This window comes from Streptomyces sp. NPDC048461 (genome assembly GCF_055587105.1).
On record NZ_JBVJGW010000005.1, the window covers coordinates 102,309 to 116,655 of the forward strand.

Annotated in this window: 10 protein-coding genes; 4 read left to right on the plus strand and 6 right to left on the minus strand. The window is 74.7% G+C overall.

Going from position 1 to position 14,347, the window contains the following annotated elements:
• Nucleotides 1-155 precede the first annotated feature (155 nt).
• The 5 genes from sucD to ACZ6S8_RS11000 form a co-directional block, all read right to left on the minus strand.
• Nucleotides 156-1,046, minus strand: a complete 891-nt coding sequence (gene sucD / locus ACZ6S8_RS10980; protein ID WP_383932951.1) for a succinate--CoA ligase subunit alpha — start codon at nt 1,044-1,046, stop codon at nt 156-158.
• Nucleotides 1,047-1,067: 21 nt separating this feature from the next.
• Nucleotides 1,068-2,246, minus strand: a complete 1,179-nt coding sequence (gene sucC / locus ACZ6S8_RS10985; RefSeq protein WP_469454494.1) for an ADP-forming succinate--CoA ligase subunit beta — start codon at nt 2,244-2,246, stop codon at nt 1,068-1,070.
• 316 nt (nt 2,247-2,562) lie between these two features.
• Nucleotides 2,563-3,750, minus strand: a complete 1,188-nt coding sequence (locus ACZ6S8_RS10990) for a VWA domain-containing protein (protein ID WP_469454496.1) — start codon at nt 3,748-3,750, stop codon at nt 2,563-2,565.
• Nucleotides 3,751-3,875: 125 nt separating this feature from the next.
• Nucleotides 3,876-6,224 carry a DUF5682 family protein gene (locus tag ACZ6S8_RS10995; RefSeq protein ID WP_469454910.1) on the minus strand — a complete coding sequence of 783 codons (2,349 nt, stop codon included), beginning with the start codon at nt 6,222-6,224 and terminating at the stop codon, nt 3,876-3,878.
• On the minus strand, nt 6,203-7,309 hold the full coding sequence (locus tag ACZ6S8_RS11000; protein ID WP_469454498.1) for an ATP-binding protein: 1,107 nt from the start codon (nt 7,307-7,309) through the stop codon (nt 6,203-6,205). Before ACZ6S8_RS11000 ends, ACZ6S8_RS10995 begins: the two co-directional genes overlap by 22 nt.
• Nucleotides 7,310-7,443: 134 nt before the next feature.
• Here ACZ6S8_RS11000 and ACZ6S8_RS11005 point away from each other — a divergent pair, with 134 nt between their 5' ends.
• Nucleotides 7,444-8,787 (plus strand): SWIM zinc finger family protein, encoded by a 1,344-nt coding sequence (locus ACZ6S8_RS11005; protein ID WP_469454499.1) that lies wholly within the window; start codon nt 7,444-7,446, stop codon nt 8,785-8,787.
• Between the two features lie 291 nt (nt 8,788-9,078).
• On the plus strand, nt 9,079-10,659 hold the full coding sequence (locus ACZ6S8_RS11010; RefSeq protein ID WP_469454502.1) for a DUF5691 domain-containing protein: 1,581 nt from the start codon (nt 9,079-9,081) through the stop codon (nt 10,657-10,659).
• 310 nt (nt 10,660-10,969) lie between these two features.
• Here the strand turns inward: ACZ6S8_RS11010 and ACZ6S8_RS11015 are convergent, their stop codons facing one another.
• Nucleotides 10,970-11,371, minus strand: coding sequence for a cobalamin B12-binding domain-containing protein (locus ACZ6S8_RS11015; RefSeq protein ID WP_469454504.1), 402 nt, complete (start codon nt 11,369-11,371; stop codon nt 10,970-10,972).
• Nucleotides 11,372-11,557: 186 nt separating this feature from the next.
• On the opposite strand from ACZ6S8_RS11015, the gene ACZ6S8_RS11020 reads away from it, so the two are divergent.
• A complete protein-coding gene (locus tag ACZ6S8_RS11020) occupies nt 11,558-12,460 on the plus strand; it encodes an esterase/lipase family protein (RefSeq protein WP_469454506.1) in 903 nt (300 codons plus the stop codon).
• A gap of 222 nt (nt 12,461-12,682) precedes the next feature.
• On the plus strand, nt 12,683-14,341 hold the full coding sequence (locus tag ACZ6S8_RS11025; RefSeq protein ID WP_469454508.1) for a M23 family metallopeptidase: 1,659 nt from the start codon (nt 12,683-12,685) through the stop codon (nt 14,339-14,341).
• The last annotated feature ends 6 nt before the right edge of the window (nt 14,342-14,347 follow it).

Genomic DNA, 14,347 nt, shown 5'->3' on the forward strand with positions numbered 1-14,347 from the left:
CCCCTCCCCCCCCCGCGCGCCTCGCTGCCCCGGCCCGGCCCCGGCCGCCCCCCGCCGGGGGGGGGGCCGCCCCCCCCCCCCGGGCGGCGGGGGGGGGGGCCGGCCCCCCGCCGGGCCCCCCCCACGCCCGTACACACGTGCCTGGAAGGCGAGGACTACTGAGCGGCGCTCAGGATCGCCCGCGCCAGCTCGGCCGTCTCGGTCGGCGTCTTGCCGACCTTGACGCCCGCGGCCTCCAGGGCCTCCTTCTTCGCCTGCGCGGTACCGGAGGAACCGGAGACGATGGCGCCCGCGTGGCCCATGGTCTTGCCCTCGGGGGCGGTGAAGCCCGCGACGTAGCCGACGACCGGCTTGGTGACGTGCTTGGCGATGTAGTCCGCCGCACGCTCCTCGGCGTCGCCGCCGATCTCGCCGATCATGACGATCAGGTCGGTGTCGGGGTCCGCCTCGAACGCCTCCAGGGCGTCGATGTGGGTCGTGCCGATGACCGGGTCGCCACCGATGCCGACGGCCGAGGAGAAGCCGATGTCACGGAGCTCGTACATCATCTGGTAGGTCAGCGTGCCGGACTTGGACACGAGACCGATGCGGCCGGGCTTGGTGATGTCGCCCGGGATGATGCCGGCGTTGGACTGGCCGGGGGTGATCAGACCCGGGCAGTTCGGGCCGATGATCCGCGTCTTGTTGCCCTTGGCGGTCGCGTACGACCAGAAGGCGGCGGAGTCGTGCACCGCGATGCCCTCGGTGATGACGACGGCCAGCGGGATCTCGGCGTCGATCGCCTCGACGACGGCGGCCTTGGCGAAGGCCGGCGGGACGAAGAGGACGGACACGTTCGCGCCGGTGGCCTCGATCGCCTCCTTGACCGAGCCGAAGACCGGGACCTCGGTGCCGTCGAAGTCGACGGTCGTGCCGGCCTTGCGCGGGTTGACGCCACCGACGATGTTCGTACCGTCGGCCAGCATCAGCTTGGTGTGCTTCATGCCCGTGGCACCGGTCATGCCCTGGACGATGACCTTGCTGTCCTTGTTGAGGAAGATAGCCATGTGAGTCTGTGACCTCTGCCCTTACTTCGCAGCCGCGAGCTCGGCGGCCTTGTCGGCCGCGCCGTCCATGGTGTCCACGCGCTGCACCAGCGGGTGGTTGGCGTCCGACAGGATCTTGCGACCCAGCTCGGCGTTGTTGCCGTCCAGACGGACGACCAGCGGCTTGGTGACCGCCTCGCCCTTCTGCTCCAGCAGGGCCAGCGCCTGGACGATGCCGTTGGCGACCTCGTCACACGCGGTGATGCCACCGAAGACGTTGACGAAGACGGACTTGACGTCCGGGTCGCCGAGGATGATCTCGAGACCGTTGGCCATGACGGCGGCGGAGGCGCCACCGCCGATGTCCAGGAAGTTGGCGGGCTTGACGCCGCCGTGGTTCTCACCGGCGTACGCGACCACGTCGAGGGTGCTCATGACGAGACCCGCGCCGTTGCCGATGATGCCGACCTCGCCGTCGAGCTTCACGTAGTTGAGGTTCTTCGCCTTGGCGGCGGCCTCGAGCGGGTTCGCGGCCGCGTGGTCCACGAACTCCTCGTGGCCCGGCTGGCGGAACTCGGCGTTCTCGTCGAGCGAGACCTTGCCGTCGAGCGCGATGACGCCGCCGTTGGCGACCTTCGCGAGCGGGTTGACCTCGACGAGGAGCGCGTCCTCGGCGATGAAGGTGTCCCACAGGGTCACGAGGACCTCGGCGACCTTCTCCGCGACCTCGGCCGGGAACTTCGCCTGGGCGACGATCTCGCGGGCCTTCTCGATGGTCACGCCCTCGTTGGCGTTGACCGGGACCTTCGCGAGGGCCTCGGGGGTCTTCTCCGCGACCTCCTCGATGTCCATGCCGCCCTGCACCGAGGCCATGGCCAGGAAGGTGCGGTTGGTGCGGTCGAGGAGGTACGAGACGTAGTACTCCTCGAGGATCTCGGGAGCGGTCTCGGCGATCATCACCTTGTGGACCGTGTGGCCCTTGATGTCCATGCCGAGAATGTCCGTCGCCCGGGCGACAGCCTCGTCCGGGGTGGCGGCCAGCTTCACGCCGCCGGCCTTGCCGCGGCCACCGACCTTCACCTGCGCCTTGACGACCGACTTGCCGCCCAGCCGCTCGGTGGCCTCGCGAGCCGCCTCAGGCGTGTCGATGACTTCACCGGCCAGCACCGGTACACCGTGCTTGGCGAAGAGGTCCCTCGCCTGGTACTCGAACAGGTCCACGCGCGTCCGTCCCTTGTCTTTTTTAAAGATTCGCAGTGATTCGCGGTTGTCTGCTATCTGCGTGGGCGTGCCGCGGAGGGCAACGTGACGGCGCTGTCACAAGGAAGGCGCACACGGTGACCGTGGACGCGGCATGTCCGTCCCGCAGGTTATCCCCGTGGGCCGTAGGTCCCTAAATCGCAGATCACACCTGAGCGGTGATACCTGTCACAGATCGCCTCACGGTTGAGCTGGAACTTCGTGCGATCTGCCGGTTCCCGGCCGCCCGGGACGGCGGGCGGCCGGGAGGCGGGGACGGCCGGAGGCGGGCGGCCGGTCAGGGCGCCGGTACGGGCAGCGGCCGCTTCTCCAGCGCCGCCGCCATCACCTCCGGGAACAGGTCGGGGGTGCAGGCGAAGGCCGGTGCGCCCAGCGCGGCGAGGGCGGCCGCGTGCTCGCGGTCGTACGCGGGGGCGCCCTCGTCCGACAGCGCGAGCAGGGTCACGAACTCGACCCCCGCCCCCTTCATCGCGGCGACCCGCTTCAGCATCTCGTTGCGTATGCCGCCCTCGTAGAGGTCGCTGATCAGGACCACCACGGTGTCCGCCGGACGGGTGATCTTCGACTGGCAGTGGGCGAGGGCGCGGTTGATGTCGGTGCCGCCGCCGAGCTGGGTGCCGAAGAGGACGTCCACCGGGTCGTCGAGCAGGTCCGTCAGGTCGACGACGGCGGTGTCGAAGACGACGAGGCGGGTGGCGAGGGAGCGCATGGAGGCGAGGACCGCGCCGAACACGGAGGCGTAGACGACGGAGGCCGCCATCGACCCCGACTGGTCGATGCAGAGGATCACCTCCTTCTTCACCGACCGCGCCGCCCGGCCGTAGCCGATCAGCCGCTCGGGCACGACGGTGCGGTGTTCGGGCAGGTAGTTCTTGAGGTTGGCGCGGATCGTGCGGTTCCAGTCGATGTCGTGGTGGCGCGGCCGGCTGATCCGGGCGGACCGGTCCAGGGCCCCGGTGAGCGTGGCCCGGGTGCGGGTCGCGAGCCGCTCCTCCAGCTGCGCGACCACCGCGCGGACCACGGCCCGGGCCGTCTCCCGCGTCGTCTCGGGCATGGCCTTGTTCAGGGAGAGGAGGGTGCCGACCAGGTGGACGTCCGGCTCGACCGCCGCCAGCATCTCCGGTTCCAGGAGCAGGGCGGACAGACCGAGCCGCTCGATCGCGTCGCGCTGCATGACCTGGACCACCGGGGCCGGGAAGTACGTACGGATGTCCCCGAGCCAGCGGGCCACCTGCGGGGCGGACCCGCCGAGCCCGGCCGACCGCTCCCCCGGGGCCTTGCGGGAGCCGCTGCCGCCCCCGCCGTACAGGGCGCCGAGCGCGGAGTCCATCGCCGCGTCCCGCCCGCTGAGCGCGCACCCGGTGCCGTCCGCCTCGCCTCCGCCGAGCACCAGCCGCCAGCGCCGCAGCCGCTCGGCCGCGTCCTGCTCCCCCGGCGCCGCCGCGGGTCCGTCCGTACCGCTCATCTGCCCGTCCCCCTGCACTCGTCCGTACTCGTCGCTCGTCCCGTCCCGCGGACCGGTCCGCATCCGGCGCCGCCCTCCCTGCCCGTGCGCCGCCCCTCGCCCGGCGGGGCCGCCCGGCGGGGCCGTCACCCCGGCGCTGCGGGCTCCCTCGCGGTCGCGGCGCCCAGCAGCAGCCGGACCAGGTCCACCACCGCGTCGGCGCGGGCCCGGTCCAGCTCCGGGGCGAAGCCCTCGGGGGCGGCGCCCGGGCCGGTCGCCGCGGGCGGGGCGCCGGGGCCGCGGCGGACCAGCTCGCCGAGGGTGCGCTTCACTCCCGGCTCGTACGCCCCGAACGTGCGCCGCAGCAGCGGCAGCACGTCCGTGAAGGCCCGCTCCGGCACCCCCGTCAGCCAGGCGTCGATCAGCCCGAGCAACCGGTCGTCGTGGACCAGCAGCGTGCCGCCGCCGGCGCCGCCCGCGAACCCCTCGATCCATCCGGCCGCGTCCGCCGGTGAGGCCGCCGGGGACAGTGCCAGGCCCATCAGCCGGGCGGTCTCCTCCGCCGCCGGCCGGCCGTCGTCGAGGAGCAGCCGGGCCGCCCGGCCGCGTATGAGGCCCGGGACGGTGTCCCGGGCGGCCAGCGTCCGCAGCACCGCGGCCCAGCGGTCCCGCAGGCCCTCGTCCGCGTCGGCCAGCAGGCCGACCGCGCCGTGCACCCCGTCCACGTGCCCCCGCAGTTCCGCCGCCGCGTCGGCGTCCAGTCCGGCCGCGCAGGCGGGCGGCAGGGCGACGCAGATCCGCTCGGCGAGCCCGGCCGCGACCGTGCCGAGCGCCGCCGCGTCGGTACCGCGGACGTCGCCGTACCGCAGGGAACGGGCCAGGGCCGGCAGGGCTTCGGCGAGCCGGGCCACGTCGGTGTCCAGCGCGGCCCGGTCCGCGAGGGCCCGCAGCACGGCGGGCAGCGCGTCGGAGAGGCCCGCCAGCAGGCACCGCTCGGCCAGGGCCGTCACCTCGCCCAGCTGCCGCGCGCCCGCCGCGTCCGCCTCGGCCCGGGCGGTGGCCGCCGCGAGGACGGTGGTGCCCCAGATCCCGGCCTCGGCGACCCGTACCGACAGCTCCGGTTCCCAGCGCAGCCGCCACGTCTCCCGGAACGTCCCGGTGCTGCCCCGCGACGCGGTGGGCGCGCCCCAGTCGACGCCGAGCAGCCTCAGCCGGTGCAGCAGCAGGGACTTGGCCGTGTCGGTGTCCTTGCGCAGGTCGAGCTCCAGCTCCCGGTCCTGGGCCTCGGCCTTGAGCCGCAGCGAGCGCTGCTGCCGGGTCAGGTCCCGCATCAGCGGGACGGCGGGCGCCGCGTCCGGGACCTCGCCGAGCACGTCGCCGACGACGAGGCGTTCCTCGATCAGCGCGAGCGGTACGTCGGAGCCGTCGCACATCACCGCCCGGACCGCTTCCAGGGTCTCGGTCAGTCCGGCCAGCGGCCGGCCGCGCATCGCGGCCAGGGTGTCGGCCAGCCGGACGGCCTCGATCACGTGCGCCGGGGAGACCTGCCGGTCCTCCTCCCGCAGCAGTCCGGCGACCTTGGTCAGCCAGCGTTCGACGGGCCGGTCGGGGGCCGCGAAGAGGTGGGCGTACCAGCCGGGCGAGGCGATGCCGGCGCCGTACCCGCCGGCGCGGGCGAGCCGGCGGTGGGTCCAGGGCACCCAGGTGGTCTCCACCTTGACCTTGGGCAGGCCGGTGAGCAGTGCCCTGTCCGCGGCGACCGTGGTCCTCGCGCGCAGGGCCGGGACGTGCCAGGCCCCGCAGACCACGGCGTAGGCGTCGCCGAACTCCCGGCGGGCGGCCCGCATCCGCTGCCGCATGTGCGCCTCGCGGATCAGGTCCCGGCGGTGGCCGCCGTCCCCGTAGGCCTCGCGGAGGGCTCCCATGGCCTCGCCGAGGGCCTCGAACGCGCCGAGCGGGTCGTACCGCTCCGCCGGGGTCCCGCGGTGTTCCACGACGTCCTCCCACCAGCGCTCGGGATCGTCGTACCCGGCGGTCTCGGCCAGGACCGCGAGGGGGTCCAGGCGTACGGAGTCCTGCGCGCCGGGCTCCTGTTCCGCCGCGGCCGGTTCCCCCGCGGCCGGCTCTCCCGCGGCCGGCGCCCCGGGAGCGAGCGAGTGCGCGGCCGGGAGGTCGATGAACCGCACCGGTACGCCCGCCTCCTGGGCCCAGCGGACGGCGACCCACTCCGGGGAGAAGTCGGCCAGCGGCCAGAACGCGGCCCGTCCCGGGTCGTCGGCGGCGTGGGCGAGCAGGGCGACGGGCGGCCGCATCCCGGGGTCGGCGGCGAGCGCCAGCAGGGCGTCCCCCTCGGGCGGTCCCTCGACCAGCACGGCCCGCGGTTCGGCGGCGTCGAGGGCGGCCCGTACGGCGCGGGCCGATCCGGGGCCGTGGTGCCGTACGCCGAGCAGCAGCGGCCCCGGGGTGGCCGGCGTCACGCGGTCACCTCCCGGCAGGCGCGGTAGAAGTCCTTCCAGCCGTCGCGCTCGCGCACCACGGCCTCCAGGTACTCCTGCCAGACGACCTTGTCGGCGGCCGGGTCGCGGACGACGGCGCCCAGGATTCCGGCGGCCACGTCGGAGGGGCGCAGGACGCCGTCGCCGAAGTGGGCGGCGAGGGCGAGCCCGCCCGTGACGACGGAGATGGCCTCGGCGGTGGACAGGGTGCCGCTGGGCGACTTGACCTTCGTCCGGCCGTCCTCGGTGACGCCGTCGCGCAGCTCCCGGAAGACGGTGACGACGCGGCGGATCTCCTCCAGGCCCTCGGGCGCGGCGGGCAGGTCGAGCGCCCGGCCCATCTGGCCGACGCGGCGGGCGACGATGTCGACCTCGGCCTCGGCGGTGGCGGGCAGGGGCAGGACGACGGTGTTGAACCGGCGGCGCAGGGCGCTGGAGAGCTCGTTGACCCCGCGGTCGCGGTCGTTGGCGGTGGCGATGAGGTTGAAGCCGCGGACGGCCTGCACCTCGTCGCCGAGCTCGGGTATGGGGAGGGTCTTCTCGGACAGGACGGTGATGAGGGAGTCCTGGACGTCGGCGGGGATGCGGGTGAGCTCCTCGACGCGGGCGGTCATGCCCTCGGCCATGGCCCGCATGACGGGGCTGGGGACGAGGGCCTCGCGGCCGGGGCCGTGGGCGAGGAGGCGGGCGTAGTTCCAGCCGTAGCGGATGGCTTCCTCGGGGGTGCCCGCGGTTCCCTGGACGAGGAGGGTGGAGTCTCCGCTGACGGCGGCCGCGAGGTGTTCCGACACCCAGGTCTTGGCGGTGCCGGGGACTCCGAGGAGGAGCAGGGCGCGGTCGGTCGCCAGGGTCGTGACGGCGACCTCGACGATGCGGCGCGGTCCGACGTACTTCGGCGTGATGACCGTGCCGTCGGGGAGTTCGCCGCCGAGCAGGTAGGTGGCCACGGCCCACGGGGAGAGTTTCCAGCGGGCCGGTCGGGGCCGGTCGTCGGCCGCTTCCAGGGCTTTCAGTTCGTGCGCGAAGGCGACTTCTGCGTGCGGTCGAAGCGCCTCGGCGGCCGTGTTCGTCTCGGACATGGTCATGCTCCCCCTCCACTGCTCGACAGCCGTTCCCGACTGCTGTGTCCACGGTGCACCACGGCACTGACAACGGGCCTTGTGTGCAGCGTTGTTGCTGGTCAGAGGGATTGTCAGTGGGGCTGCGTACGGTGGTTCACATGACTGAGCAGGGGGTCCGCTGGACGGCGGAACAGGTACTGGCTCTGGCTCCTGACGATGCCTCGCGCAAGGCGGGGGGCAGACTCGGCGGGGCGGGGTCGTGGTCACAGATCGGAGGTTCCGCTTCCGGTTCTGTATGGGGGATGTGCAAGGGCAGCGGCAGCACGCCGTACCGGACGGTCGTGGACCTGACGGGCCCGGCCTACGCGTGCTCGTGTCCGAGCCGGAAGTTCCCGTGCAAGCACGCGCTGGGACTGCTGCTGCTGTGGTCGGCCGAGGGGACGGGCGAGCCCGGGGAGGCGCCGGACTGGGCTTCGGCGTGGCTCGCCTCCCGGGGGGAGCGGGCCGCGCGGACGGCCGCGGGACCGGCCCGGCCGGTGGACGGGGAGGCGGCCCGGCGCCGGGCCGAGCGGCGGGCGGCGCGCGTCGGCGCCGGCGTCGCGGAGCTGGAGCAGCGGCTGACCGACCTGCTGCGCGGGGGCCTCGCGGGCCAGGAGCAGGCGGGGTACGCGGCGTGGGAGGAGACCGCCGCCCGCATGGTCGACGCCCAGGCGCCCGGACTGGCGGGACGGGTGCGGGAGTTGGGGACGATACCCAGTTGCGGCCCCGGCTGGCCCGCACGGATGCTGGAGGAGGCGGCGCTGCTGCACCTGCTGGACCGGGCCTGGATGGGGGTGGAAGGGCTGCCGGAACAGCTCGCTGCGACCGTGCGCAGCCGAGTGGGACTGCCGGCCTCCGGGGAGGGGGAGGCCGTACGGGACCGCTGGCTGGTGCTGGCCCAGTACGACTCGGTGTCGCCGGACGGCCGGCTCACCACCCGGCGGATCTGGCTGCGCGGGCTGGGGAGCGGGCGGCCCGCCATGGTGCTGGACTTCGGTCCGCCGGGGCGGCCGCCCGGGATGGCGCTGCCGGTCGGGCTGGTGCTGGAGGCGGAACTCCGCTTCCGGCCGGGTTCGGCGGGGTTGCGGGCGGACCTCGGCGAGCGTTCCGCGGCGGCGGCGCCGTGCGCGGAGGTTCCGCCGGGGGTGACCACGGGGGCGGCGCTGGAGGCGTACGGGGCGGCGCTGCGCCAGGACCCGTGGCTGGAGTCCTGGCCGGTGGTGCTGGGGGCGGTGGTGCCGATACCGGGGGAACTCGGCTGGCAGCTGGCGGACGCACGGGGAACCTGCGCCCTGCCGGTGCCCGTCACCGGGCCGGGCAGCCGGTCCCGCGGGGGCCTGTGGCAACTGGCGGCGCTGTCCGGCGGGGGTCCGCTGACCGTGTTCGGCGAGTGCGGCCATCGGGGCTTCACGCCGCTGACGGCGTGGCAGCCGGGCTCGGCCGAGCCCGTCCCGCTGGTCTGACGGGGCGGGGAACAAGGGAAATCGCAGGGGGCCTGGGGGCCCGTGTGCCATCGCCGGAGACGGCGGGGAGGGGATCGGTACGCGGCGCGGGAGCGCCGTACGGGAGGGAGCGGCGGCGCGGGGGCGCCGACGTGCGACAACGAGACAGCCGGGGGGCTCTTGTGAACGACAACCACGCCAGCTAGCAGGCGGAACGGACCGACCGACGACGACTACGACGACCACACAGACTGCTCCGGTCCCGCGGAGGGGGCGGGACCGGAGCACCGGCACAGGAGAGGGAGGGGTCCGATGGAGAAGCCCGACGAGGAGTACGGCGACTGGGAGGCGCTGGTCGCCGCCGCGCTGCTGGGCACCGACCGGCGGCGGGGCGGGGGCCCCGCCGGCTCGCCGGAGGCACTGCTCGACGCGGCCGCCGTGCACGCCGTACGGCGGCGGGCCGGGCTCCGGCCCGCCGAGGCCGCCGCCCGGCCCGGCCCCGCGCCCCGCGATCCGCGTCCGGCCCCGCCGGACGCGGCGCGGCGGCGCCTCGCGCAGCTGCTGGCCGGCCGCACCGCCGGGAGCGGGTCGGGCCGCCGGGGGGCCGCGCCCGACCTGACGGAACTCCTGCCGCAGTGGCTGGCCGCCGCCGGGCGGCACGGGTACCGCGCACCGGCCGCGCTCGTACCGGCCCTGCTCGACGCGGCCCGGGCCCGTACGGACCTGCGGCCGCAGGCGCTGGCCCTGGCCGGCTCGCGGGGGCTGTGGCTGGCGCGGCTGAACCCCGACTGGCGGTTCGCGCTGCGCGGCGGGGCGGGGGGCGCGGGGGAACTGCCGGCGGCGACCGACCCCGACGGGGTGGAACGGCTGTGGCAGGAGGGCCTGTTCGCCGAGCGGGTGGCCCTGCTGGGGCTCGTACGGGCACACGAGCCGACGGCGGCGCTGCGGTTGCTGGAGACGACCTGGACCACGGAACGCGCCGAGGACCGGCTGATGTTCCTGGACTCGCTGCGGGCGGGCCTGTCCGGGGCGGACGAGCCGTTCCTGGAGGCGGCCCTGGGGGACCGCAGCCGCAACGTCCGGGCCACGGCCGCCGAGCTGCTGTCGGCGCTGCCCCGTTCGGCGCTGGCGGCGCGGATGGCGAAACGGGCGCTGGCCTGCGTGGGGCCGGACGGGGTGGTCCCGCCGGCCGAGTGCGACCCGGGCATGCTGCGGGACGGGGTGGTCAGCCGGCCGCCCGCGGGGCGCGGAGAACGGGCTTGGTGGCTCGGCCAGTTGGTGGAGGCGGCGCCGCTTTCCTGCTGGGGCGGGCGGTTCGGGGGTCGCTCACCGGAGGAGATCGTGGCACTGCCGGTGGCCTCCGGCGAGGGCTGGGCGGAGGAGCTGCACGCCGCGTGGTGCCGGGCGGCGGTGCGCCAGCGCGACGCGCCGTGGTCGCGGGCCCTGCTCGGCCCGCCGTCCGCGCCGCCCGCGGCAGGACCGGGCACGCCGTCGCTGGCGGAGCGGGCGAAGCTGCTGGAGACGCTGCCTGAGGGGGAACGGGCGGCGTGGGTCGCGGAGTTCATACGGGCCCACGGCCTCTCGGAGGCGTTCCAGCTGCTCGGCGTCTGCGTGGTCCCGTGGGCCGGGACGCTGGGCCGGGCGGTCGTGGAGTCGCTGGACTCGGCGCGGGAGGCGGGCAGCTACCCGTGGAGCTTCAGCGGGGTGATGGGCCTGGCGGAACGCTGCCTGGACCCCGCGGAGGCCGGCTCCCTGGAGGTGCTGACCGCCGCCGCGCAGGACCCGCCGGACGCGTCACCGGGGGCCGCCGCGTACTGGGCGGAGGCCTTCCAACGGCTCACGGCCACGCTGCGGTTGCGCGCCACGATGCTCGGGGAACTCGCCCCGGCCTGACCCGGCCATCCCCGTCCGGCCCGAGCAGAAGCGGCCCGCACGGCCGAGCGGCGGACCAGGCGCAGGACCGGACCGGACACGATCCCGAACGGCCCGAGCCCGATCGGGCGCGCCGGCGCAGCGCCTGCCGACGCGGCGCGGGACCCGGGAACGCGACCCCGGGAACGCGACCCCGAGCACGCGACCCCGATCGGGCGCAGGCCCCCCCGGCGCGAGCCGGCCTGCCCGTCCGGCCTGCCCGGGCGGAACGGGTCGGGCGGGACGGGTCGGGCGGCCGGGGGCGGGGTGCTCCCGACCGGGCGGCCGGGGGCTACTGGCGGACGTTGCCGCGGACCCAGTCCACGATCGCCGTCGTCGTCGCGCCCGGGGTGAAGATCTCGGCCACGCCCTTCGCCTTCAGCGGGGCGATGTCGTCCTCCGGGATGATCCCGCCGCCGAACACCTTGATGTCCTCCGCCTCGCGCTCCTTGAGGAGCTCCAGGACGCGCGCGAACAGCGTGTTGTGCGCGCCGGACAGGATCGAGAGGCCGATGGCGTCGGCGTCCTCCTGGATGGCGGTGTCCACGATCTGCTCGGGAGTCTGGTGGAGGCCGGTGTAGATGACCTCCATGCCCGCGTCCCGCAGCGCCCTCGCGATCACCTTGGCGCCGCGGTCGTGGCCGTCGAGACCCGGCTTGGCCACCACCACACGGATCGGACCGGTCACACCCATCGCACTGCCTCCCGAGTGAACGAACGTTAAGTACAGCATCGCGCACGCCACCGTTTCGCGGTCAACCGGGAGGGGGAAATCACACGTGGGACGGCGTTGATTCACCGGCCGCGCTCCCGCGCCGACAGCCGCACGGCACGGGGGCGCGGCCGGCGTCCGTCCCGAGAGGCTCAGGGGAGGCCTGCGATGGCGCTGTCCATACCCGTACCCAAAGCCGTGTCCGGCGCCGCGCTGCGGGCGGGCGCGCTCGAGATGGTCGTCCTGGGCGGGCACCTGCTGCTCTATCCCACCGGAGTGTTCCAGGAGAAGGTCGCCGCCGCACCGCGGGTGACACGCCCCCGCGCGACTCACCCGCCCGGGGCCGACCCCCACGCGACCGGCCTCCACGCGCCCGGCCTCCACGCGCCCGACCCGCCCGCGCCCGGCCCCCACGCGACACACCCGGCCGCGACCCGCCCGCCCGTGCTCCTGCTCCACGGGTTCACCGACAACCGCTCCGTCTTCGTCCTGCTGCGCCGCGCCCTCGGCGCGGACGGCCTGCGGCACGTGGAGGCGTACAACTACTCGCCGTTCACCCGCGACCTGCGCGTCACGGCCCGCCACCTCGCCCGGCGCGTCGAGGAACTGTGCGAGCGCACCGGCCAGGAGCGGGTGGACCTGGTCGGCCACAGCCTGGGCGGACTGGTCGGGCGCTACTACGTGCAGCGCCTCGGCGGAGACGCCCGGATCCGGACGCTCGTCACGCTCGGCACCCCGCACTCCGGCACGCGCGTCGCCCCCTTCCTGAACGCGCACCCGCTGGTGCGGCAGATGCGCCCCGGCTCCGAGGTGCTGGCCGAGCTGGCCGCACCCGCGCCCGGCTGCGCGACCAGGTGCGTCGCGTTCTGGAGCGAGTTCGACGCGGTGATGTCCCCCGTCGGGACGGCCCGGATCGAGCATCCGGACCTGCGCGTGGAGAACGTCCAGGTCACCGGGATCGGACACCTCGCGCTCGCGGCCCACCCGACGGTCATCGCGGCGGTCCGGCGCGCCCTCGACGGAACCGCCCGGGCCGTCGCGGCGCTCCCGGAGGCGGCTTCCGTCGCGTAGCCGCTCCGCGTCCTCCAGTCGAACGCATTTCGAACTCAAGGCCAAGGCCGCGTCTTTCGGCGACCGAAAGACGGCCGAATGCCCGGTTCCGGGAATACCGGAGCCCGTCGAAGATTGTCGTTGCCAGTAACCGGCGGGTACAGTCACGCCACTGCTCTCCTCCGGGGAATCTCCCATTCCCCGGCCACCCAGGCCCCCACTGCCGAGGCGAAAGAGAAGTTGGTGAACGACCGCCCCCCGTCGGGCCAGTACCCAGATGTTGGGTACGACGGCCTTACCACCACCGCTTTCGCTGGTGACTCGTCCTACGTTTCCTATGAATCGCAGGGTCAAGGGGTCAACTACGCAGCGTACGGCGCCTACGAGACGGGCACGTACGACACCACCGCCTGGACGTCCCAGGACCCGTACCTCTCCACGATCCCGAGCCAGGGCATCCCGGAGGACACCACGGGCCAGTGGGACGCGAGTGCCTGGAACGCGCAGGGCGCGGACCACTCCGGTTATGCGACGGAGTACCAGCAGCCCGCGGCGTTCGGCTACGACACCTCGGCCGAACAGACCGGCCACTGGGCGGTCCCGGGCTACGGGACCCCCGGCTCCGCCGAGACCGGCGCCTACGACGCCACCGCCTGGAACACCGTCGCGGAGCCCCAGGCCCCGGCACCGTCCCAGCCCGAGGCGGCCTACGGATACGAGTACGCGCAGCAGCCCCAGCAGCACCCCCAGCCGCAGCAGGAGTACGCGCAGCAGGAGTACCCGCAGCAGGGGTTCGCGCAGGACTACGCCTACGAGACGTACGAGACCCCCGCCCCGTACGCCTACGAGACCCCGGCGCCCGCCACCGGCGCCGTCACCGAAGCGGACTTCGCCGGAACGGACTTCGCCGGGACGGCCTTCGCGGAGTACAGCGAGACCGCCCTCTTCGAGGTGCTCTCCGACGCGACGGACGGAAACGCCGGAACCGACGGGACCGACGGGACCGACGCGGCGCACGCTGCCGCCGACGGGCCCCACGCGGTCCACGACCTCCCCACCCAGGCCATGCCGGTGACGCCGGCGCCCCCGCGTTCCGCCCGCCGGTCCGCCGGCAAGGGCGCCGCCGCGGCCAAGCCCACCCCCCGGCCCGCCGGCGGTTCGAGCCGTCGCCGCACCCCGGCGAAGCGTTCCGCCCTGCTGACCGTGGCCGTTCCCTCCGCCTGCGTGATGGGCGTCGCGGGCGTCGCCGCCGCCTCCGTCGGCGGTCTCACCGGGACGGAGAAGCCCGCCGAGGACACCACCACGCTGGCCGCGCCCGACCCGGCCTCGGTGAAGCCGGTCGCGGCGAACACCAAGCTCGACACCCAGCTGGCCGCGCTCAGCGCCGACGCGGGCGACTTCGCGGACCGCGCGAGCCGCACCCAGGAGCGCATCGACCTGCGCCAGCGCCAGGACGAGGAGAAGAAGAAGAAGGCGGAGGAGGCCGCGGCGAAGGAAGCGGCCCGCCCCAAGTTCTCGCTCCCCGTCGCGCAGCAGGGCCTCAGCGCCAACTACGGTCAGGCCGGCGGCATGTGGATGTCCGTGCACACCGGCATCGACTTCCCGGTCTCCTACGGGACCCCCGTCATGGCGGCCACCGACGGCACCGTGCGCACCCAGTACAACAGCGCCTACGGGAACATGGCCATAGTGACCTCGGCCGACGGAACCGAGACCTGGTACTGCCACCTCAGCAGCACCAAGATCCGGGGCGGCAAGGTCAAGGCCGGCGAGGTCATCGCCTACTCCGGCAACTCCGGCAACTCCACCGGCCCGCACCTCCACTTCGAGGTACGGCCCGGCGGCGGGTCCTCGATCGACCCCCTGCCGTGGCTCCGCAGCCACGGCCTGGACCCCACGTAGCCCCCA